17 protein-coding genes are annotated in these 20,960 nt (G+C 39.9%); 2 read left to right on the plus strand and 15 right to left on the minus strand.

From position 1 onward, the window contains the following. Positions 1 to 223 precede the first annotated feature (223 nt). Complete coding sequence (locus C9J40_RS15670; RefSeq protein ID WP_107247377.1) at positions 224 to 829, minus strand: hypothetical protein; 606 nt, start codon at positions 827 to 829, stop codon at positions 224 to 226. Between the two features lie 56 nt (positions 830 to 885). Next, positions 886 to 1,788 (minus strand): TIGR01777 family oxidoreductase, encoded by a 903-nt coding sequence (locus C9J40_RS15675; RefSeq protein WP_107247378.1) that lies wholly within the window; start codon positions 1,786 to 1,788, stop codon positions 886 to 888. A gap of 269 nt (positions 1,789 to 2,057) precedes the next feature. On the opposite strand from C9J40_RS15675, the gene yfcE reads away from it, so the two are divergent. Next, positions 2,058 to 2,603 carry a phosphodiesterase gene (gene yfcE, locus C9J40_RS15680; RefSeq protein ID WP_107247379.1) on the plus strand — a complete coding sequence of 182 codons (546 nt, stop codon included), beginning with the start codon at positions 2,058 to 2,060 and terminating at the stop codon, positions 2,601 to 2,603. Positions 2,604 to 2,984: 381 nt separating this feature from the next. On the opposite strand, the gene C9J40_RS15685 is transcribed toward yfcE, so the two are convergent. The 4 genes from C9J40_RS15685 to C9J40_RS15700 all read right to left on the minus strand — a co-directional run bounded on the left by C9J40_RS15685 (position 2,985) and on the right by C9J40_RS15700 (position 7,714). Next, positions 2,985 to 3,272, minus strand: coding sequence for a SelT/SelW/SelH family protein (locus C9J40_RS15685; RefSeq protein WP_107247380.1), 288 nt, complete (start codon positions 3,270 to 3,272; stop codon positions 2,985 to 2,987). Positions 3,273 to 3,296: 24 nt separating this feature from the next. Further along, positions 3,297 to 4,061 carry a sulfite exporter TauE/SafE family protein gene (locus C9J40_RS15690; RefSeq protein WP_107206000.1) on the minus strand — a complete coding sequence of 255 codons (765 nt, stop codon included), beginning with the start codon at positions 4,059 to 4,061 and terminating at the stop codon, positions 3,297 to 3,299. Positions 4,062 to 4,215: 154 nt separating this feature from the next. Beyond that, the gene (gene pta / locus C9J40_RS15695; protein ID WP_199187094.1) at positions 4,216 to 6,363 is read right to left on the minus strand and encodes a phosphate acetyltransferase; all 2,148 of its coding nucleotides are present in this window, start codon (positions 6,361 to 6,363) and stop codon (positions 4,216 to 4,218) included. A gap of 154 nt (positions 6,364 to 6,517) precedes the next feature. After that, complete coding sequence (locus C9J40_RS15700; protein ID WP_107206002.1) at positions 6,518 to 7,714, minus strand: acetate kinase; 1,197 nt, start codon at positions 7,712 to 7,714, stop codon at positions 6,518 to 6,520. A 335-nt stretch (positions 7,715 to 8,049) separates the two neighbouring features. Here C9J40_RS15700 and yfbV point away from each other — a divergent pair, with 335 nt between their 5' ends. Then, positions 8,050 to 8,499, plus strand: a complete 450-nt coding sequence (gene yfbV / locus C9J40_RS15705; protein WP_158259290.1) for a terminus macrodomain insulation protein YfbV — start codon at positions 8,050 to 8,052, stop codon at positions 8,497 to 8,499. 422 nt (positions 8,500 to 8,921) lie between these two features. Here the strand turns inward: yfbV and C9J40_RS15710 are convergent, their stop codons facing one another. The 9 genes from C9J40_RS15710 to pflA all read right to left on the minus strand — a co-directional run bounded on the left by C9J40_RS15710 (position 8,922) and on the right by pflA (position 20,755). Continuing rightward, positions 8,922 to 9,230 carry a DUF6172 family protein gene (locus tag C9J40_RS15710; protein WP_105059635.1) on the minus strand — a complete coding sequence of 103 codons (309 nt, stop codon included), beginning with the start codon at positions 9,228 to 9,230 and terminating at the stop codon, positions 8,922 to 8,924. Positions 9,231 to 9,672: 442 nt separating this feature from the next. After that, a complete protein-coding gene (locus C9J40_RS15715) occupies positions 9,673 to 10,635 on the minus strand; it encodes a ChaN family lipoprotein (protein WP_107247381.1) in 963 nt (320 codons plus the stop codon). A 124-nt stretch (positions 10,636 to 10,759) separates the two neighbouring features. Then, a complete protein-coding gene (rlmA, locus tag C9J40_RS15720) occupies positions 10,760 to 11,590 on the minus strand; it encodes a 23S rRNA (guanine(745)-N(1))-methyltransferase (RefSeq protein ID WP_107247382.1) in 831 nt (276 codons plus the stop codon). 138 nt (positions 11,591 to 11,728) lie between these two features. Then, positions 11,729 to 13,003, minus strand: a complete 1,275-nt coding sequence (locus C9J40_RS15725) for a sigma-54 dependent transcriptional regulator (RefSeq protein WP_107206006.1) — start codon at positions 13,001 to 13,003, stop codon at positions 11,729 to 11,731. Continuing rightward, complete coding sequence (locus tag C9J40_RS15730) at positions 12,993 to 15,377, minus strand: ATP-binding protein (RefSeq protein WP_107206007.1); 2,385 nt, start codon at positions 15,375 to 15,377, stop codon at positions 12,993 to 12,995. The genes C9J40_RS15725 and C9J40_RS15730 overlap by 11 nt, the downstream gene beginning before the upstream one ends. Continuing rightward, the gene (locus C9J40_RS15735) at positions 15,374 to 16,624 is read right to left on the minus strand and encodes an ABC transporter substrate-binding protein (protein WP_107247383.1); all 1,251 of its coding nucleotides are present in this window, start codon (positions 16,622 to 16,624) and stop codon (positions 15,374 to 15,376) included. The genes C9J40_RS15730 and C9J40_RS15735 overlap by 4 nt, the downstream gene beginning before the upstream one ends. 245 nt (positions 16,625 to 16,869) lie before the next feature. Continuing rightward, positions 16,870 to 17,376 carry a YfbU family protein gene (locus tag C9J40_RS15740; RefSeq protein ID WP_107206009.1) on the minus strand — a complete coding sequence of 169 codons (507 nt, stop codon included), beginning with the start codon at positions 17,374 to 17,376 and terminating at the stop codon, positions 16,870 to 16,872. 289 nt (positions 17,377 to 17,665) lie between these two features. Continuing rightward, the gene (locus tag C9J40_RS15745; RefSeq protein WP_107206010.1) at positions 17,666 to 19,420 is read right to left on the minus strand and encodes a formate--tetrahydrofolate ligase; all 1,755 of its coding nucleotides are present in this window, start codon (positions 19,418 to 19,420) and stop codon (positions 17,666 to 17,668) included. A 594-nt stretch (positions 19,421 to 20,014) separates the two neighbouring features. After that, positions 20,015 to 20,755, minus strand: a complete 741-nt coding sequence (gene pflA / locus C9J40_RS15750; RefSeq protein ID WP_107206011.1) for a pyruvate formate lyase 1-activating protein — start codon at positions 20,753 to 20,755, stop codon at positions 20,015 to 20,017. Between the last annotated feature and the right edge of the window lie 205 nt (positions 20,756 to 20,960).

A 20,960-nucleotide genomic window follows, 5' to 3' on the forward strand; every position in this document is an offset into this window, starting at 1 on the left:
TAAGTTTTGCTTAATCTGATATCAAGCAAGGTCGTACATCGTCAATAACTTCATTAAAAGAGATTAGGTGCTCGTAAAAAATAGACAAGAAATCATGCCTAAAACTACTCTAATTCCTACAAAGACATTTGAGAATACAATTTTGTAATTAGTCTTGTTTATAAATAAAAAGCCGCTTTATTTACAAAGCGGCTTTTTATTTATAATGTCATTTTTTAGGTTGTTATACGTTTTTACGTAAATAATCAAAAAATGTAATTACACGTGTATGCGTATTATTAACGCTACTTTCTAGTTTGCCTAGAACGGTGCTTTCCTTGATATCTCGAGATTTATCAGTGTAGTTATCCATAGCATGAAAATATTCATTAAGAATACTTTCAATTTCATCTTTTTCTTTATTTGAGAAAAAACGATTATATCGTTCTTTTGAAAGGTATAAGCTTTTTAATTTTTGCTCTAAATTGTATTTTTTTGAGGAGTATTCTTCCGCTGCTTTTTGCCATTCGAGGCTAACATCGTATCCATTATCAATTAAAGACATTGCTGTATTACTATGTTTCAGTTCATTAAATGCGTTATAGCATTTAAAAATATCTTCTTCTATAGATACTATAGCCTTGTAACGCTCTTCGTATTTGTGTTGTTTTTTCCATCTATTTAAAGCTACCCATGCAATAAATAAGGTAAGAGCACTTATTAGAATGCTCAGGATATCCTTAAATTTTGTCCATTCTTGAATACTCTGATCATTAGTACTGACTCCTAACCAAAAAGAAATACAAACTAATACCACTACAAGTATCACGTTAAAATTATTATTGTTCATATATGATTATCAAAGTTAATAATAGTTTTTTTAACCATTTAATAAATATATTTTATCTAGTCACACAACGTCTGCTTTAGTGCTTGCTCAATACAAGGGAAGCTAAAGTTAAACCCTTCTTGCTGTAACTTATTCGGTAGCGCACGTTGGCTATCAAGCAATAGCTGTGCTGATTCTCCAAGTCCTAGTTTTATAACCCAAGCAGGGGTAAATAAAATGTGTGGACGCTTTAGAGTTGCGGCTAAGGTTTGGCTAAACACTTTATTCGTCACCGGTGTTGGGGCGGTAAAGTTAAATGCACCATGCGCTTCTGGGTGATTTAGTAAAAAGATGATGCCTTTGATCATGTCTTGTATATGGATCCAAGGAAAGTATTGTTTACCGTCACCAATTTTTCCGCCTAATCCTAGTTGATAAGGCAGTAACATGCGCGCTAATGCACCGCCTTGTTTGCCAAGTACGATACCTGTGCGGATAAAGCACACACGGGTTTGTTCTGATTTGGCTTCAAGAGCAATTTGCTCCCAGCGGTAACAGACGTTCTGGGCAAAGTCGTTATCGTTAATATCAAGCGGGGTGGATTCATCAATGGTTTTATCTTGGTTATCACCATAAATGCCCACCGCAGAACCACTAAGAAAAGTATGCGGAGGATGACGACTGGCTTTAATTTTATCAACGAGTTGCTGGGTAATATCCCAACGACTTTGACATATTTTCTCTTTTTGTTTGTCACTCCAACGCTTATTGATGATCGGCTCACCCGCAAGGTTGATAACAGCATCAAATTGGTCGAAATTGTCGAAGCTATCTAGGCTATCAACGGCGAGGATATGATGACCGAGTTGATTGTAAGCACGAGTCGGGTTACGTGTAAGTATGGTGACGTGATCATGATTGAAATGAGGAATCAGTGCTCGTCCGATAAAACCTGTTGCGCCTGTCATTAAAATATTCATGTCGTTATTCCATTATCAGTCATCATCTAAGCTTTGATGTGTTGCTTATTTCTATTATATATCAGCATTCTATATCAGTTAAATTATCAGTATAACGAGAGACTTAAAATCCATTATCTTAATATTGTGACGTAAGAGAATTATCACGAATATTATGCACGTATAAGCATTTGGTTGCATTTTATGATGAGATATCAGTACCGCTAACATGGAAATTTGATAAGACTACGAGTAGACTTCGAATCTGGATTAATGACTGGTTTTTGATTATGAAATTATTTTTTGCCTCTGATATTCATGGCTCTTTAGCGAGTGCTGAAAAGATGATTGCTGCTTTTGAACAAAGTGGTGCAGAGCACTTAATTCTATTGGGTGATATTTTAAATCATGGCCCGCGTAATCCATTACCTGAAGGGTACAATCCTATCAAGGTATCTGAGCTGTTAAATCGCTTCGGCGAACGTATTACGGCGGTACGCGGTAACTGCGACAGCGAAGTCGACCAAATGCTACTTGAGTTCCCTATTATGGCAGATTACAACCTTGTGTTATTGCCAACAGGACAGCGTCTTTTTTTAACGCATGGTCACGTGTATAACGCCAATAAACATCCTCGTTTACGTGCCGGTGATGTGATTGTATCGGGACATACTCATATTCCTGTTGCAGAAGCAAAAGATGAGCTATTTGTGTTTAACCCAGGCTCTGTCGCTATTCCTCGTAATGGGTTACCTGCAAGTTATGGTTTATTAGATGGCAACCAGCTATCTGTGATCAGCTTTGACGGTGAAGTACTGGTACACACCCAGATCTAATTTTTAATTGATAAAAGTAACGCCCTGAATGCAGCTCTCTGGTTTTAAGCGCAAAGCCACTTAATAGAGAAAGCACATTCAGGGCGTTATTGTATTTAGAACTATACCCAAGCGACTTCAAGATGCCTGATTCAGAGCGATGTCACTGAGTTGAATTCAAGGAAGGCAACGAAGCGGAATAGTGAGCTCTTTCCAAGTTGTCTGACGCAAGAAGTCGGCTCAGTGACACGATCCCAAAGGGCGAGCGTCCTTAGCTCTCAGACTTTGTTAACGATTCTCAATGTAGAACCACTATATCTACGAATCGTTGCCGCGCCTGAGAACTAAGGTCGTCTCGCTGAACACTGCATCTTGAGGTTGCTTGGGTATAGGTATTATCGCTTATGGTTTACTATGGCGATCTACATGGCCTAAATCGCGCTCTGGGTCGATAACATCACGAATACGTTGCTTTAGCTGTTTCGCATCTGGAAAGCCACCATCGGCTTTACGTTCCCAAATAAGCTGACCATTACAGTGAACTTCAAAACGTCCACCTGTGTCTGGGTGAAGGCTGATGGTTTGGATTTCTTCACTGAAGGTATGCAGTAGCTCTTGGGCCATCCATGTAGAGCGTAGCATCCAATTACATTGACGACAGTAGTAGATATCAATGATCGCTTTATCCATGAAATACTCCTTAAATAACGTGGACTAGAAAGCTGAGAAAAGTAACTTAAAGCCAATAATAAAAGTCAGGGCTTCAAAGCAACGTTTAATGAGTTGATTACTTTTTTGATGAGCAAGGTGAGCGCCTAAATAACCACCCAGTAATGAACCGAGTAATAATACGGGGATCCAAGGCCAGTAAATCGGTGCGCCTGCTTGGTAAATTGCGATAGCGCCAATTCCATTCCAAAATAGCCCAACGCTCACCAAGGTTAGTGCTACCGCTTGTTTGTAGTTAAAGCCAAACCAACGGATTAAAAATAAGGTAACAAATAGCCCTGTTCCGGCGGTAAGTGAGCCATTTAATACTCCAATAATGGCTAGACCAAGCCCACCAATGATCATCCCTTTTATGTCGCGATGAATAGCGTTTTCGTTTTGTCCTAGCTCTTTTTTCATCAGTGAATAAATACCAAGACTGAGTATTAACATACCGAGTGCAGCTTCAGCGATATTTTCAGGAAAAGAGAGGATCAGGTTTGCGCCAATAATCACACCTATTGCGCCTGTAAGGATCACATAGAGTGTAAATTTCAACGACAGTGTGCCTTGACGTAAATGTTTAATGGCTGCACCAACGCCTAATGCCACACTTGCCACTTTGTGGGTCGCAAGAGCGATGCTAAAGGGTAAGCCAAGAAAAATAAGTAGAGGAAATTGAATTAAGCCTGCGCCGCCACCAGAGAGTGATGCGAGGGTGTTGGAGATCAATGAGCCAATAAATAGCCCGAGAGAGTTGAGAAAATCCATGCTAACAGGTTGTCCTTAACCGTTAATTAGCTTGCCAGCATAAAGGGTTAAAACACCTTATTCCAGTAATAAAAAACGCCCCAATACACATTTCAATAAAAATTGAAGACATGTATTGGAGCGTTTTATCAGTCGATTAAATAAGTATTAAAACTTACTTAGCTGAAGCTTGTTCTGCCTGAATCGCAGTTAGTGCAACTGTGTAAACGATATCGTCTACTAGTGCGCCACGAGAAAGGTCGTTAACTGGCTTACGCATGCCCTGAAGCATTGGACCGATAGATACTAGATCTGCTGAACGCTGTACCGCTTTGTAAGTTGTGTTACCCGTGTTTAGGTCTGGGAATACAAATACAGTTGCTTTACCTGCTACTGGAGAGTTAGGTGCTTTAGAAGCAGCTACGTTTTCCATGATTGCAGCATCGTACTGAAGAGGACCATCGATCACTAGATCTGGACGTTTCTCTTGAGCGATCTTCGTTGCTTCACGTACTTTATCTACGTCTGCACCCTTACCTGATTCACCAGTAGAGTAAGAGATCATAGCAACACGTGGGTCGATACCAAATGCTTTTGCAGAATCTGCAGATTGGATAGCGATTTCAGCTAGTTGCTCAGCTGTTGGATCTGGGTTGATCGCACAGTCACCGTAAACCAATACTTGGTCTGGTAGTAGCATGAAGAATACAGAAGATACGATAGATGCATCTGGTGCAGTCTTGATGATTTGGAACGGAGGAACGATAGTGTTTGCAGTTGTGTGAACAGCACCAGACACTAGACCGTCAACTTCGTTGTTCTCAAGCATCATTGTGCCTAGGAATACTGAATCTTGTAGTTTCTCACGAGCAACAACGTCAGTCATACCTTTCGCGCCACGTAACTCAACTAAACGAGCCACGTAGTTTTCACGTACTTCGTCAGAGTTGATGATAGTTACGCCAGCACCAAGAACGACGCCTTGCTGCTCAGCAACGCGACGGATTTCATCTGGGTTACCTAGAAGCACACATTCCGCGATACCGCGCTCAGCACAGATAGCCGCAGCTTTAACTGTACGTGGCTCGTCACCTTCAGGAAGAACGATACGCTTAGCCGCTTTACGAGCTAGCTCAGTTAGCTGGTAACGGAATGCTGGTGGGCTTAGGCGACGCTCACGGTTTGAACCTTCAGTTAGAGACTCAATCCAGTTACCGTCGATGTGGCTTGCCATGTACTCGTTAACTAGCTCTACACGCTCTTTATCGTCTGCAGGTACTTCTAGTGTGAAGCTCTGTAGATTTAGAGAAGTCTGCCAAGTGTTACCTTGAGCAGTCATGACTGGAAGACCAGTCGCGAATGCGCGCTCACATAGATCCATAACAGGTTTTGGTAGTTCGTAACCACCTGTTAGAAGTAGTGCACCTAGCTCTACGCCGTTCATTGCTGCAAGACATGCTGCAACGATTACGTCTGGACGGTCAGCTGAAGTGACGAGTAGTGAACCTGGACGGAAGTGCTCAACCATATTAGGGATAGAGCGTGCACAGAAAGTGATGCTCTTAATACGACGAGTTTCGATGTCACCTGCATTGATAATTTCAGCATTTAGGTGCTGAGCAATATCAGTTGCACGTGTAGCGATAAGCTCTGCGCTCCAAGGTGCACAACCTAGTACACGAATTGGGCTTGAGTTGAACACTTGCATGATTTCAACATTTGAAGGAACAGTACCTTCTACGTCATCAAAGATCTCAGAAAGATCTGGACGCGTACGGCCTTCAGCATCAACTGGCGCGTTAAGTTTGTTAACGATAACACCAGAGATTTGCTTGTTCTTGATACCACCGAAGTTAGAACATGCTACTTCAATACGCTCTTTAAGTTGAGCTGGGTTATCAGTACCTGGAGATACAACGAACACGATTTCAGCATCTAGCGTTTTTGCAATTTCAAAGTTGATTTGGTTTGCAAAAGGGTGCTTACGAGTAGCAACTAGACCTTCGATTAGCGTTACGTCAGCATCTGCTGTTGCCGCTTTAAAGCGTGCAACAATGTCTTCTAGAAGAACATCAGTTTTGTCGTTACGGATCAATTCTTCAGCGCTTGCCATTGAGAATGACTCAGCAATTTTCATATCGCTGTTAGCACTAATAATTGTTGTTGTTAGATCTGGCTGATCGCCACCTTTACGCGGTTGCGCAATAGGCTTAAAGAAAGAAACGCGAACGCCTTTGCGTTCCATTGCACGAAGTACACCAAGGCTAACACTTGTTAGACCAACGCCAGCGCCAACTGGAACAAGCATAATAGTACGGGACACTATGAATTCCTCAAACTATTGAATGATAAAGCACTGTTCAATAACAATTCATTTTAATTAGTAGAATAACTATAGAACAATACCACATGAGAACATGACGGGATGTCATGAAGAAACGGCTGACTTAAAGCCAGCCGTTAAGATAATCGTTAGATTAGATTTCAGCTAGAAGCGCTGTATCTTCTGCGATTACTAACTCTTCGTTAGTAGAAACAACCATTGCAGGGATGCGGCTGTTTGCAGAAGTGATAACACCTTCGTTACCGAAGCGTGCTTTAAGGTTTGCTTCGCTGTCTACTTCGATACCGAAGATAGATAGACGCTTAAGTACTTCTTCACGGATAGGAGCAGAGTTCTCACCGATGCCGCCTGTGAATACGATAGCGTCTAGACGACCATCCATGTTTGCAGCGTAGCTAGCTACGTACTTAGCAAGACGGTGACAGAATACGTTCATTGCACGCGTTGCTTCTTCTTTAACGCCGTAGTTTTCTTCAACGAAACGACAGTCAGAAGTCACACCAGTTAGACCTAGTAGGCCAGACTCTTTAGTGAACATTGTGTTGATTTCAGCAACGCTCATACCTAGACGATCGTGTAGGTGGAACATAACTGCTGGGTCAAGGTCACCACAACGTGTACCCATTACTAGACCTTCAAGAGGAGTTAGACCCATAGAGATATCTACAGATTTACCGCCTTTGATTGCACATACAGATGCGCCGTTACCTAGGTGACAGTTGATGATGTTTAGCTCATCAAGAGGCTTGTCTAGAAGTTTCGCTGTTTCACGAGCGATGAAACGGTGAGAAGTACCGTGTGCGCCGTAGCGACGGATACCGTTTTCTTTGTATAGGTTGTAAGGGATAGCGTATAGGAATGCTTCTTCAGGCATAGTCTGGTGGAAAGCCGTGTCGAATACCGCTACGTTCTTAAGATCAGCGAAGTTGTGTTTAGCAGCTTCGATACCAACAACGTGTGCAGGGTTGTGTAGTGGTGCGAAATCAGACGCATCTACGATACCTTGAAGAACAACATCGTCGATTAGAGCTGAAGCAGAGAACTGCTCGCCACCGTGTACGATACGGTGACCGATAGCGCCTAGGTTCTCTTTAAGCTCAGGCTTAGAAGCAAGGATAGTATCAACCATGAATGCTAGAGCTTCTTCGTGAGCCGCGCCTTCACCTAGTTGTGCTTCGTGCTTGCCATCAAGTTTCCACTTGATGCGTGCTTCAGGAAGACCTAGACATTCTGCTAGACCTGAAAGGTGTTCGTCACCTGATACAGGATCGATGATTGCGAACTTAAGAGATGAACTACCGCAGTTTAGAACTAAAACCAGCTTAGACATGAGAGTGACTACCTATAATCTGTCTGAAAGTTGATATTCATTTTTGAATAAAAAAGTACCCATAGAATAGACGATGATATATTTATCGGTCTAGTCAGGGTGAAATTCGTGCTCATTCTTGAGTATTTGAATTGAGTTACCTGCAATTCTGGTTCATCCTTGAGGGTGCCTAACTTGCAGTTAATACCATTAACAGCAACAATTACCTTTAGGCGTGCTTAGGATAGCGATTGTTAAGCAATATAACAAAAACATTTTTAGATAAATTTAATTTTAATCAAGTTTATTGCTTAAAAATTTTAAAGATTATATTTTTTTTTGATAAATGGTGCTTTATGACTCAACAAACAAAGTGGAAGTATTTCCAAGACGGTCAGCATTACATGAGCACATGGCCAATGCGTAAAGAGCTGGCTGCTGTTTTTCCTGAACATCGCTATATCAAAGCAACAAAGTTTGCCACTAAGGTGATGCCGGCCGTCGCTGCTATTAGTATTTTGACCCAAATGGTATTTCATAATTATGCAGGCATGCCGCAAGCTGTTGCCATTGCGTTATTGGCGTTATCGATGCCATTACAAGGTTTATGGTGGCTAGGTAAACGTAGCCAAACCGTACTCCCACCATCACTGGCGAAATGGTACAGCGAGATCTACCAGAAAATTGTCAGTGAAGGTTATGCGATGCAACCGAAAAAATCACAACCTCGCTACCAAGAACTTGCTGATGTACTCAGCCGCGCATTTAAGCAATTAGACCGTAGTGCATTAGAACGCTGGTTCTAATCAGAGATATTTAACGTACAAAAGCAGCCTAATGAGCTGCTTTTTTTTCGTTAAATATTTTACCGTTCGTTTTCTAAATATTTTGCCACTATTTAGCGTGAGCTCTCATCTTATATACCGAGGCCGCTTTTCTATGCGTATTACTTTTGTATTTACAGCGACAGTTAACAAAGACCGATATATTTATTTATCTTAATCTATGGGGATAAAATACAACGTTTAAATATGTGGTGTTTGAGTTTTTATCTTGTTTAACTTGTTGAATTTAAATGTTTTTTATTGTTGTAATGTTGGTTTCTATCGCTTTTTAAATAAAAGGTTATTTAAATTTTATGATATTTAACTGTTTGTTTTTTTTTATAAAAAAGAGCCACCGTAGTGACTCTTTTATCGTAAAGAATATAACCTAAAACGTTATGTGATTATTCTTCGTCGAAATCAAAATCTGGACGTTGTGCGCGTGTTGCAGGCTTTGCCAAGATTTCTAAGTATAATGATGGTAGTTCTAACTTTTCAGCTTCATCGATGTACTTGTTGATTTCTTTTACATGAATAACTTTGGCTTCTTGCTCGGTATGACCAAACTTACAATCAAAATCCCAAAAGTCAGCGCCAGCAGGAAGTGCTTTGTTACGCTCACGACGTAGGTATTTCTTAACTTCAAACTTCACTGCTTCAACAACGCGAGGAACAGCTTTTTTAGGGTGGGTTAAAGCAAATGTTTTTTTCATGGTTTTCCTAGTTTTCTTTGGCTCAAAATTGTGAGAGCTGTATTTTTTCTATTTTACTTTAATTTGGGATGGGTAGCGATGGCAGAGATAAGATTTCATGTGTTTTTCGTTCGGGGAAAGAAAGTGAAATGTGGTCTTAAAAAGTTTTCTCAAAAAAAATAACGAAAAAGTGCAACTAAATATCTACATAGCTGTCATAAAAAATACATAGAGGATTATTAGTATCTACACTGTTTTTCGCTATGGATGTTAATGAAAGTTATGTTGCCATTTACCTATCAAATGGGCGGAATGGATATGCTGTTCAGGTATTAGAAAGGTTGCTATGGCATTATAATATGGCTACTAAGAGATATAGCTGTTATCTCCCTTAAGAACCCCAACTGCTTGGCCGCCGATGGGGTTCTGCTCTATCTGGGCTATGGTAATTTACTGCTTTAAGTTATTTATAACACTTTAAATCCTTGTTTCTTTTCATCATATCCATCATTGCTTTGTTCTGTTTTTCTTTTTGTACGTAACGAACAGGAAGCGATGCCATAGTAACCTTATAATCTAGAGCACCATCAGAGAGTAGTTCTGAAGCTGTTATTGGAGTGACAACTGCGACTTTTAAATTGGGATTACGCGCTTTAATGCGAGAAGCCGTACCCAGTCCTTCCATGGTATGAAAACGACCTGCGACATGAATGATTTGTTTATTTGGATGCGTGTTCAAATACGTGACCATACTTTCTGCCATAGTATCGTCCCACGCGGTTTGTGCGGCAAACATACGTAGGTTTTGCTCTTCATTGCCGTGATGCATTGAGTTTAAAAATTTGGTTTGATATGCATCTTTATTAAGAGTCAATGAGTGTGCAATCCATGAACGCTCTGATGGTGGCAGTTTATTTAAGTACTCAGGCCCATTTTTACTAATACAGCGTACAATACTTTTTGGCGCATTAGCGGCAATCACGTCTAAGTTATTCTGCTTGGCAAATTCAACCAGCGGACGGTAATCACTGTCGTAGTTTGGCCACGCATTACCTTCCGATACCAATGTTCGTTCACCAATCTTACCTGCAAGATATTGATCAACAACAGCTTGTTTATCTCGGGTGAATTGCTCCATTGATAAGGTTAATTGTGGATTTTGTTGGTATAACGCAGCGAATAATTGGCTTTGTAATAGGTGAGCTGCAGGATGGCTATGCCACTCACCAACTAAGATAATATCAGCATTCTTTAGCTCTGTTGCTAATTGATCGACTGTTAAGGTCTTTCCATTTGGTGATGTAATGCTGTAGTCGTATAGCGTGGTTAGGTTTGCTGAAGACGAAGATGTTATATCGGAGGTGTTAGATGCACAACCTGTTAAAAGTGTGGCAAAGCTAAAACTCAAAGCGAGCCATTTATTCATTATTGATATCCCTGAAAGTGAGCTTATTGATTAAAAATAAGCAAAATTCACAACAATAATAAATAATATAGTTAATACGAGTTATTATCAATTGCGTATGGTAATAACTCGCATTAATACAGTGTTACTGGCGGCGATATACGCGGATTGCGAAATCTGCCTCACAATGGAAATTATTGGCGTTAGCTAATTGCTGCCATACTTGCTCTGATGTTTTCCAAGCAAACGGCGTCATTTGCATCAATGCCGTAGCTTCTTCACCGCTTAATGTCATGTCGTAGTGTAGTTGCTCATCGGCAACCAGATCAAAGCCAGGAATCGTTTCAACGGGGACATCATGAAGGCGTACACCATCATAAATTAATGCTTTTAATTGATATAAGTGGCGGGGTGCAGGGGTCACAGCCACTAAAATTCCACCGGGTTTGATGGCGCGTTCTAACTCTTCACCTTTACATGGCGCATAAATACGGACTACACCATCAAATAATTGATCGGCAAAGGGTAAACGGTGACTTGATGCAACACAGAAATCACATTCAGGGTAACGCTTAGCGGCGTATTTCACTGCAACTTTTGAAATGTCTAAACCATGGACGGAAAGTGCAGGAAATTGTTGGCGTAGTTTTACAAATTCAGAGGTGTAGTAGCCTTCACCACAACCAATATCAAGTAGTTCAGTCGCACCATCAGGGAGAAGTGATGCAAGTTGTGCAATGACGGCATCACGCAGTGGTTGATAATGCTCTGTATTGAGAAATAGGCGACGAGCTTGCATCATCTCTTTATTGTCACCAGGATTTTTCGAGCTTTTATGGTGAGCAGGCATGAGATTCACATAGCCTTCTTTTGCCAAATCAAATTGGTGATTATTACAACAACGGTAGGTTTTAGGTTGTTCGCTATGAGCGTCAAGAAGAAGCGACTCATGGCATAGAGGACATTGATAGGACATAAGAGTAAACCAAAGCGGAAAAACAGCCGCTAAGTGTAATGCTTATTGTTGGTTGTCGCTAACGTATTTTTGTTCTGATAGTAAAAAGCCTTCGCGAGAGAAGGCTTCTATTCAAGGAGTATTGATGAGCAGACCTGCTTAATGGCTTGGTCTTACTTTATATTCGGCTTTATCAAGTCCATGCTTTTTCATTCTTAGATAAAGCTTTTTACGTGGGATTTGCAAATATGATGATACTTCATTAATACGTCCTGCAAACAGGTATAGCGCATCTTCAATGACTTGTTTTTCATAGCCATCAACTAAATCATCCAGTGGGCTACTCATTTGCTCAAGGGGTTTAGAACGCTCTTGTCCGGCTAATTTCACAATGCCAATGGCATATAACTCTGCAACGTTTTTAAGCTCTAAGACATTCCCTGGCCACTCATAGCGACAGAGTGTGTTGATGTAGGCTTTATCAATAGCAGGTAATGCTTTATTAAGTTTTTTACAACTCTGTTTTAAGTAGTGTTTAAAAATAAAGGTAATATCGCTACTACGTTGACGCAGTGTCGGCAGACTAAAACGTACTTGGCTTAAAAAATAAAATAGTTCAGGTAAAAACTGCTCACTTTCCACCGATGGTTCAGGTGAGCCTGTGAATAGAGCAAGTAAACGCACTTCTTTTTTACCTTGTCGCTCTTGTTCTAATAAGAAACGACATAACCATTGCTGGCTTTCGATTGGCATAATGTGTGGATTACTTAAACACAAACACCCGCTGCGAGCTGAAATCATGCTACGTTGAAGATCGGGGGTACAAGTAATACTTGAGCCATCAACCTCGATAAACGGGCCTTGATGAAGTGGACTATTCTTATGCAGAATTTTAGCAACGGTATGACGCCCCGTGCCGTTTTCACCTTCAATTAAGGCATCCTTGGTTGAATTAACAACCAGTTTTAATTGTTCGCGTATTTTTACAATCAATGGACTCTCACCGAGAAGTAACTCGGTGGCGGTATTATGCAATGTTTTACGCTGTTCAATGATCTTTTTACGCTGAGGTAGATGCTTTTCTAATAGTTTTATCAGTTCGTTAGGCTGTAATGGCTTTTGTAAAAAATCAATCGCCCCTTTTTTAAGTGCGTCAACAGCCATTGGAATATCACCATGACCCGTTACGATAATGACAGGAATTTCGTTATCAAAATCTTGAACTTTTTCTAATAGTTCCATGCCATCTAAACCGGGCATGTACATATCTGTTACAATCACTCCAGACCAATTATGACTTAACATATTAATTACTTTGGTTGAGTCTTGAACCGTTGCTACATTGTAGCCTGACAACTCTAATAACTCTTGGTAGGCATCTAATACATCTTGATCGTCATCGACAATCAGTACATTTATTTCATCACTCATCATCTTTTTTTAACTCCAAAACAATCATCGCTCCACCTGTGAGACCAGAAGCGAGGAAGATGTTACCTTTTAACCTTGTCATAATTGAACCACAGATGCTTAATCCTAGACCAAGACCAACATCTTTTGTTGTCGTAAAAGGTATGAATAGTTTCTCAATAATGTCATGACTAAAGCCATTACCGCTATCTAAAACTGCAATCCTGATAGTTTTTTTTGTGCTTTCTAGCTGAAGAATTGTTATTTGGCGCTCTTCACAGCTAGCAACAGCATCACAGCTATTAACCAGTAGGTTTACCAGTACTTGTTCAAGTTGTACCTGATCGGCTTGTACAAAAAGCGGTGTGGTAATGGTGTTTGTTATGGTTGTCTTTTGTACTTTTGCGCGACTTTCAACGATGACGATAGCTTGCTTGATCGAGTCTTGAATATCAACTCGCGTTAACGGATTCGTTGCTGACTGTTTTTTTGCAAAATTACGTAAACTAGTGATCAGTTTACTCATACGCATCACTAAATCATCTATCTTTTCGATATTATCCGGTAATTTTTCATATTTTTTGTTATCAATTGCAAGTTTCGCACTAAATAGACGTGTCGAAATAGCAGAAAGAGGCTGGTTCAACTCATGAGCGAGTGATGTCATGGTTTGACCAACCGTGACCATTTTAGCCGCCTGGATTAATTCATCTTGAGTGGCGATTAAATCCCCTTCGATACGTTTGCGATCTTCTATTTCTGCTTTTAGTTGTTGGTTTCTTAATATCAATGATTGCGTTTTTTCCGTGACCTTACTTTCAAGCCAACGGGTGGTTTTTTCTTGTTCTGTAATATCAGTCATAGTGATTATGACTTTATCCTGATTACCTTGTTTGAATACGCGAAAATCGAGTCTGAGATAGAAGATGCTATTTTGGTCTGTACTAAAGGTAACCGTGAGTTTATAGGCACCTAATTGTCTTAATGGGCTTTTTTGATCAAAGAGTTGGATCAGTTTATGAGATACTGAGCTATCAAATAAATCCCATAATGTTTGGTGTTGGCTTATACGATCAAAGTTAAATTGCTTTAGCGCCTGTAAATTGACAGATTCAACTACACCTAGCATGTTACAAGTGATGATGCTCGCCTGAGTGTTATTGATTAGGTTAAGGGCATTGGTGGTTTGAATATCTTGCATTTGCTGACAGAAGTCACGCAGGTTTTCGCCAAGCATGCCTATCTCATCTTCGCCTGTTGTTGCAATTTTTACATTAAGATCGCCTTTTGCAACCGCGTATAAATCTTTACTTAATAAATTTAAGCGATTCACAATACCGTTACCGACAAGGTAAACCGAGAGAAAAATAGTGAGTATGATAGTAATAAAGACAACGCCAAATAACATGGTGTTACTCAGAAAAATAGCGCTATGTGTTTCATCATTTAGTTTTTTAAGAGAGTTATCTGCATGTTCAACCAATGTTTGGATCATTTCTTCTTGCTGATAGAGGCGCTGTTTAATATCCAGCTTAGCTCGGTCTATTTGCAACCCTAAAACGACATCCCGCTTTAGTTGTTGTTCGAGTTGACCACCTGGTTTTAAGATTGTGGTAAATCTCTCTAATAATTGGCGAAATGGAACGGCTGAAGGATAATTACTAATATTCTTACTAATAGCATTAAGCTCGGTAATTTTATGACCAATAAAATTAAAGGCGTTTTCAATGTCTCTATTTTTGCGTTGTTGAACGATCTCTTCGACTAATTGATGAAGCTCATTTTCTTTAATGGTGATCGATTGAATTAATGAGAATTCATTCATAACGTTGTTAACAACATCAAGTTGAACGGCGTCTTTTTTAATTCCGTGACGGTTCATGTTATTGAGTTTCCACTCAACTTCTTGGCGTAGTGGTGTCAGTTCATCAATAAGATCGTGATGGATCCATTTTAAGCTGTTTTCTGTCTGCTTTAAGGTAAACAAGCCACTATTTCTCTGTTGTAACAGTGTTGTGTAATTATCTATTTGTTTAACAAGGGTTTGTTGACCTGATTTTATTGCGGGGTAATAGTGTAGGTTAGCAATGTTATTAATGGCTAAGCTTATATTATCGAGAATATGTGTGATTTTGTTTTTAATGGTTTCATGCTTGAGCGGGTTGGTATTTTGGCCCAAGTTATTCAATGTTGCCTGTAGCTCAGCGGTGTTGCGTTCTAACTGATAACTTGCCTGTAAGGTTGGCATATTGTTATCTGTAATCGTTTCAATTTGTGTGCTGAGTTTTTCCCAGTTGATGACAGCAATAAGGCTGACTGTAATGGTGAGAAATGCCATCAAAATAATCGCCATAATAAGGCGACTACCAATGGTTTTCTTGTTGATATAGCGGATCATTGCAATGCCGGATTCCCGTTAATAATCTTTTGGCTTAATGCGATGGCTTGCTCAAGTTGTGCTGCCATTTTTCCCCGCCATTGCTGTCTAAAATAATCAACTTGCGGGTTATCTCTAAATAGCGGTAACTCATGATATATCTTATTTTTTAAATCATCTACGCCAATCGGTGAGGTAGAAGCTAAGTGTTTCGCATGAAGAAAATCAGCATGTTGTTGTTTTGTTAGTTTATTTGATGAAGCTTCAATCGAATGCAGCAATTGCCATACTTGGTTAAGTTGAGGAAGTTGACTACTAATCGTTTGTTCAAAAAGGTGCTTTACTAAGCCTGAACGTTGCTGAATGACATCGTAATCTAGCGATGCAACATTAAACGTCTTTTTAATAAACTCATCTCGGCTAATATCACCATTATTGGCGAGTTGCCCGTCAATTGTTAATTTGGTTTGGCATTCTTGTGAAAGTAATAAACTCACAAAATCTCTCGAAAATTGTGAATGGTGGCTGTTTTTTACCATGGCTACATAATGGGGTAATAAAGCGCTTTGTGGTTGATAGCTAAAATCAACAAATGAAAATTGTTTTTTATAAGTGTGTGCATATCTATCAACAACCGGCCCTATTCCAATTAAACCGCGAGAGATAGCCTCACTGAGTGAAAACGCACTGGTTTCCACTGACGCTAGGTTTCCTCCAATTTGATAGAGCAATCGCCAACCTTCAACCCAGCCATATTGCTGCAATATATTTTCAATCATTAAATGGGTGGTATCTGAACGATAAGGACTGCTAATACTAATATGACGATAGTAATAAGGTTTTATCAAATCCTTTAATCGGCTAGGAATTGGTAACTTATTCTTATTTAAATAGTTATTGTTCCACAGTAATCCGAATCCTGTGTGGCCGAAGGAAAAAACATTACGTGAAAGTTGCTGAGGCGTTTTTCTAATTGTAGTTTCATGAAGCGGTAATAACTTTTGGCTATTGATTAGAGGCTGGAAGAAGGTTGGTGATGATGAAATGATAATATCAATATCATGGTTGTTCTGTTGCAATAACCGAAGCCCTGATTCTTCACGTCGTACAATGACTCTAACTTCGCTTTCTGGATACTGCTGTTTAAATTGTTTAACGATCGGGTTTAGTACAGATTCTGAAAATGTCGTTAGAACGATTAAATTCTGAGTCGGTTGGGCAAGTACTGGCGTGGCGAAAAAAAAGAGGAAGGAAAAGAAGCGTACCATGTTAATCCGTAATCCCTAGCGTATCTCGACTAAATTTTTATACTTTTAGATAATTAGGAATGTAGCTATACCATTTAGTAACAATTCATGCCTTATATCAATAGCAATTTACGGTATAGTTCACAAAAAAGAGGTGTATATGGTATGTTATGAGCGTTTTATAGCTATTAATCGGGACAAAGGTAAATATATCATGCCATAAAAAAACCGAGCATAGACTCGGTTTTTTAGGGCTGAATGAAAATTTACGCTGTGATTATTTGCTGAATTTCGTTGCAAGATAAATGGTATTGGCGTGGACAGTTGCGCCATACTTTTAGCATACGTTGGTATTTTTCTAGCATTGGGACTTGGCTATTGAAGCGATGTTCTGTTTTCTCAAATTGAGGATATAAACCTTCATCATCAACGAGGAAGCGGACGTAATGCACAAGCTGTGCTTCAGTGGCAGCATCAAAACCAAGGAATTGTAATCGGCGTTGATCAATATCTTTGGCACCATCGCAACGACAATCTTCAAGATTAAACGATTCTTGGAGAGCGTGGTACATCTCCATAAAATCGATAACTTGACGGCAATCATCTTCAGGTAAATCACCAAAGTCTTTATCTAGTTCACGCATTTGTAATGAATAGCCACGTTCAACAATGGTTTGAAGGCGACGATAATGTGCTGCGTTTTCAGGTGTCAGTTTTGACATCAAGTAGTACTGATTAGATAAAATTAAGCGTTGAGCGTGGGTCATTTCCATTTGAGTTAGCCTCATTAATATTTTATTTTCTGCCATTGAGAGTAGCAGGTTAGGTATAAAATAAATTGATCTGACACCATATGGGCATCTTTTTTTGTTACAGTATATTATTAAAAATGAAAAGCCATATTTATTTTAAGGTCTTTTTTTTTTGGTTATTGTCGAGTGATATCGTTAAAGTAATATAGCTATCTCTGTATTCGGGCAAGTATAAGATAGCGTCGTTTAACAGGTTGTTATTGCATGCGTTAAGCAACAACAACCTTTTATTGTTAACCTTTAGCCGTTGTTAGCTTAAGCCGATAATATTGCCATTCTCATCGATATCAAGATTCATAAATGCGGGCTTTTCAGGTAACCCTGGCATTGTCATTACATTGCCGCATAAAGCATAAATAAATCCAGCTCCTGCACACAATTTTAATTCACGTACTGGGACGGTAAAGCCTTTTGGTGCCCCTTTAATACTAGGGTCGGTTGAAATAGATAGCGGTGTCTTTGCCATACAAATAGCCAGCTCATCAAACCCTAGAGCTTTAAATTTGACTAATTGTTGCTGAGCTACCTCTGATAACGCTACATGACTAGCCCCATATCCTACTTCAGCCACAGCCATTATTTTTTCTTCTAATGGCTGGTTTAGTTGATATAAAGGAGTGAAGTTTGCTTTATGTTGGCAGGCTTTTACCACACACTCTGCGAGTTTAATCGCCCCTTCACCGCCTTTACCAAAGGCTTCACTGATAGCAACGTCTACAAAAGTGTCAAAGCTCTCTGCTTTGATCATTGCTTGTAGTTGCGCTAATTCCTCATCTGTATCTTGTGGGAAACGGTTAATTGCGACAACAACGGGAACACCATAACGGGCGGCATTACTGATATGCCATTTTAGGTTTTCAAACCCTGCAACCAGCGCATCATTGTCTTTGGCAAAAATACCGTCAGGTAAAGCGTGTCCTGGACGTAAATCATAAAGACCAGAGTTGGCTTTTAAGCCACGCAATGTTGCCACAACAACGGCACAGTCAGGGCCTCTTTTTGCTTGCTGGGCTTTAATATTACAGGCTTTTTCAAATCCCATATCAGAACCAAAGCCACCTTCAGTAATGGTGAAGTCACTGAGTTTTAATGCGATTTTGTCTGCAATAATAGATGAATTTCCGTGCGCGATATTGGCAAAAGGACCTGCGTGGATAAGAGTGGGTACGCCTTCTAACGTTTGCATTAGGGTGGGCTCAATGGCATCGCAGAGAGTGACAGTCATGGCTCCTGCTACTTGCAGATCTTCTGTAGTAACAGGGTTACCATCAAGATCATAAGCGACGACAATACGGCCAATGCGTTTACGCATATCATGGAGATCATCGGCAAGTGCTAAAATAGCCATGAGTTCAGAGGCGGCTGTGATATCAAAGCCGTCATGGCGCTCTAAACCATTAATGGTTTTATCTGGTTCATTTTGACCTATGGTGATCATTCTCAAAGCACGATCATTATGATCCATCACGCGTTTCCAAGTGATGTTATTAATGTCGATACGTAGCGCAGGTAATCCTGTTTTTTCACTGAATAGATCATAACCTAAACGTGATTCATGATATAAGCGAGCATCAATTGCAGCAGCTGCAAGGTTATGCGCTGCCGTAACCGCATGAATATCACCCGTAAGATGAAGGTTTAGCTTATCCATTGGTGCGACTTGGCTATAACCGCCGCCCGCTGCGCCACCTTTTACGCCAAAGACAGGTCCCATTGACGGCTGTCGAATACAAGCCATTACTGAGCGATCAATTTTTGCTAACCCTTGTGCTAAACCAATTGTTGTAACGGTTTTTCCTTCTCCTAGTGGGGTTGGTGTAATCGCAGTAACGACCACCAGTTTCCCTTCTGCTTGATCCGCTAACCGATTCAAAATGGCAGGTTTTATTTTTGCTTTTAATGAACCTTGCGGTGTCAGTTCCTGTGGTTGAATACCCGCTTTTTTGGCAATGCCTTCAATCGGAGAGAGTAGGGTGTCACGGCAAATATCGATGTCGCTTTTCATATAGGCTATATCCTCACAGTGGAAATCATGCGTATCTGCGTGATATTGATGGTGTTGGTTTTAAATACTATAGATAAAGATGTATATAGTGACGCAATCGTTTGCTTTTCTTTTATACCATCATTTTATCATGGTTAATTTTATTTTTGTTGTTATAAATTGCTGCTGTTTTTGGTTGCGTTTTGTACCGTATATAAGATTTATTGAATGCGTTTTAGAGATAGGTAATAAAAGAATAAGAAAGTGGTTATTTAGTCACTAGAGCAGAAGCAGTATATCGATATATAGAGTAGAAGTATGAAGATGAATTTGGTGAATACTGTAAACTCTGGTTGCAATATTGGCTGTGTGTTTATTCATCATTACACTTTAAAATTTGATATATATCAAAATCATTAAAAATATTAAAGGAAGCTATCAATGAACGAGCCAGTGACTACGTTGAAACATACAGCCCCACTTTCAATTGGCATTATGTTATTTTTTATCACCTTTTTGACGATTATTTTGCCATTATCCCGTTAAGATAGTTACCGTTTAACACGTATTAAAAAGCGAGCTAATGCTCGCTTTTTGTATTTTTCGTTGAGTGGATTAGTACATCACTTTATGGCCATAGCTAGAAAGGATTTCTTTAATCGCTTCCATGGTTTCTTTTTTCGGTGGTTTCACACCAGCTAACGGGTATTCAAAGCCCATAGCTTCCCACTTGTGCTCACCGAGTTGATGGTAAGGAAGTAGTTCGATCTTCTCGATATTGTCCATATCTTTTATGAACTCACCAAGTTGATGTGCAGAATGTTCGTCATCGGTGTAACCCGGAACAACAACATAACGGATCCAAGTTTTTTGACCGCGTTGGTGTAGGTAACGAGCAAAGTCGAGTACGCGTTTATTGGAAACACCAACCAGATTTTGGTGAACACCATCATCCATTTGCTTAAGATCTAGCATCACAAGATCCGTTGCGTCTAACACTTCATCAACCACATCAGTATGTTTGCGAATATAGCCGTTGGTATCTAAGCAGGTATGGATCCCTTCAGCTTGCGCAGCACGGAAAAAGTCACGAACAAATTCAGGTTGAAGCATTGCTTCGCCACCAGAAGCAGTAACACCGCCGCCAGATGAATTCATAAAGTGACGGTATGATTTCGCTTCATGCATAAGTTCGTCTACCGTAGCTTCACGACCACCATGAGTATCCCATGTATCACGGTTATGACAGTACTGACAGCGCATTAAGCAACCTTGCAGAAAAACAATAAAACGGATACCAGGTCCATCGACGGTTCCGCAAGATTCAAATGAGTGAATACGACCTATTGCTGACATTGATTACTTCTCCGCATGCTGCGTTTATTTGAGTGTTATTTTATTACAAACCACTAGGGTATTGTAGCGAAATATCGGGATGGAAATTAGGGGTATTCTCTTATTTTGTGTCAATTTATCGCTAACTTATAAAAATTTGGAGAGATGACTTTATTGGTAATAGATATGTTGTAATTATTAAAAAATCTGCATTGAGTCGATAAAC

Source organism: Photobacterium sp. GB-72, assembly GCF_003026095.1.
Classification (GTDB): domain Bacteria; phylum Pseudomonadota; class Gammaproteobacteria; order Enterobacterales; family Vibrionaceae; genus Photobacterium.

Bases quoted from the DNA above. Each gene is read 5' to 3' on its own strand.
- C9J40_RS15670 (WP_107247377.1), bottom strand. From the start codon at position 829: ATGAACAATAATAATTTTAACGTGATACTTGTAGTGGTATTAGTTTGT.
- C9J40_RS15675 (WP_107247378.1), bottom strand. From the start codon at position 1,788: ATGAATATTTTAATGACAGGCGCAACAGGTTTTATCGGACGAGCACTG.
- yfcE (WP_107247379.1), top strand. From the start codon at position 2,058: ATGAAATTATTTTTTGCCTCTGATATTCATGGCTCTTTAGCGAGTGCT.
- C9J40_RS15685 (WP_107247380.1), bottom strand. From the start codon at position 3,272: ATGGATAAAGCGATCATTGATATCTACTACTGTCGTCAATGTAATTGG.
- C9J40_RS15690 (WP_107206000.1), bottom strand. From the start codon at position 4,061: ATGGATTTTCTCAACTCTCTCGGGCTATTTATTGGCTCATTGATCTCC.
- C9J40_RS15700 (WP_107206002.1), bottom strand. From the start codon at position 7,714: ATGTCTAAGCTGGTTTTAGTTCTAAACTGCGGTAGTTCATCTCTTAAG.
- yfbV (WP_158259290.1), top strand. From the start codon at position 8,050: ATGACTCAACAAACAAAGTGGAAGTATTTCCAAGACGGTCAGCATTAC.
- C9J40_RS15710 (WP_105059635.1), bottom strand. From the start codon at position 9,230: ATGAAAAAAACATTTGCTTTAACCCACCCTAAAAAAGCTGTTCCTCGC.
- C9J40_RS15715 (WP_107247381.1), bottom strand. From the start codon at position 10,635: ATGAATAAATGGCTCGCTTTGAGTTTTAGCTTTGCCACACTTTTAACA.
- rlmA (WP_107247382.1), bottom strand. From the start codon at position 11,590: ATGTCCTATCAATGTCCTCTATGCCATGAGTCGCTTCTTCTTGACGCT.
- C9J40_RS15725 (WP_107206006.1), bottom strand. From the start codon at position 13,003: ATGATGAGTGATGAAATAAATGTACTGATTGTCGATGACGATCAAGAT.
- C9J40_RS15730 (WP_107206007.1), bottom strand. From the start codon at position 15,377: ATGATCCGCTATATCAACAAGAAAACCATTGGTAGTCGCCTTATTATG.
- C9J40_RS15735 (WP_107247383.1), bottom strand. From the start codon at position 16,624: ATGGTACGCTTCTTTTCCTTCCTCTTTTTTTTCGCCACGCCAGTACTT.
- C9J40_RS15740 (WP_107206009.1), bottom strand. From the start codon at position 17,376: ATGGAAATGACCCACGCTCAACGCTTAATTTTATCTAATCAGTACTAC.
- C9J40_RS15745 (WP_107206010.1), bottom strand. From the start codon at position 19,420: ATGAAAAGCGACATCGATATTTGCCGTGACACCCTACTCTCTCCGATT.
- pflA (WP_107206011.1), bottom strand. From the start codon at position 20,755: ATGTCAGCAATAGGTCGTATTCACTCATTTGAATCTTGCGGAACCGTC.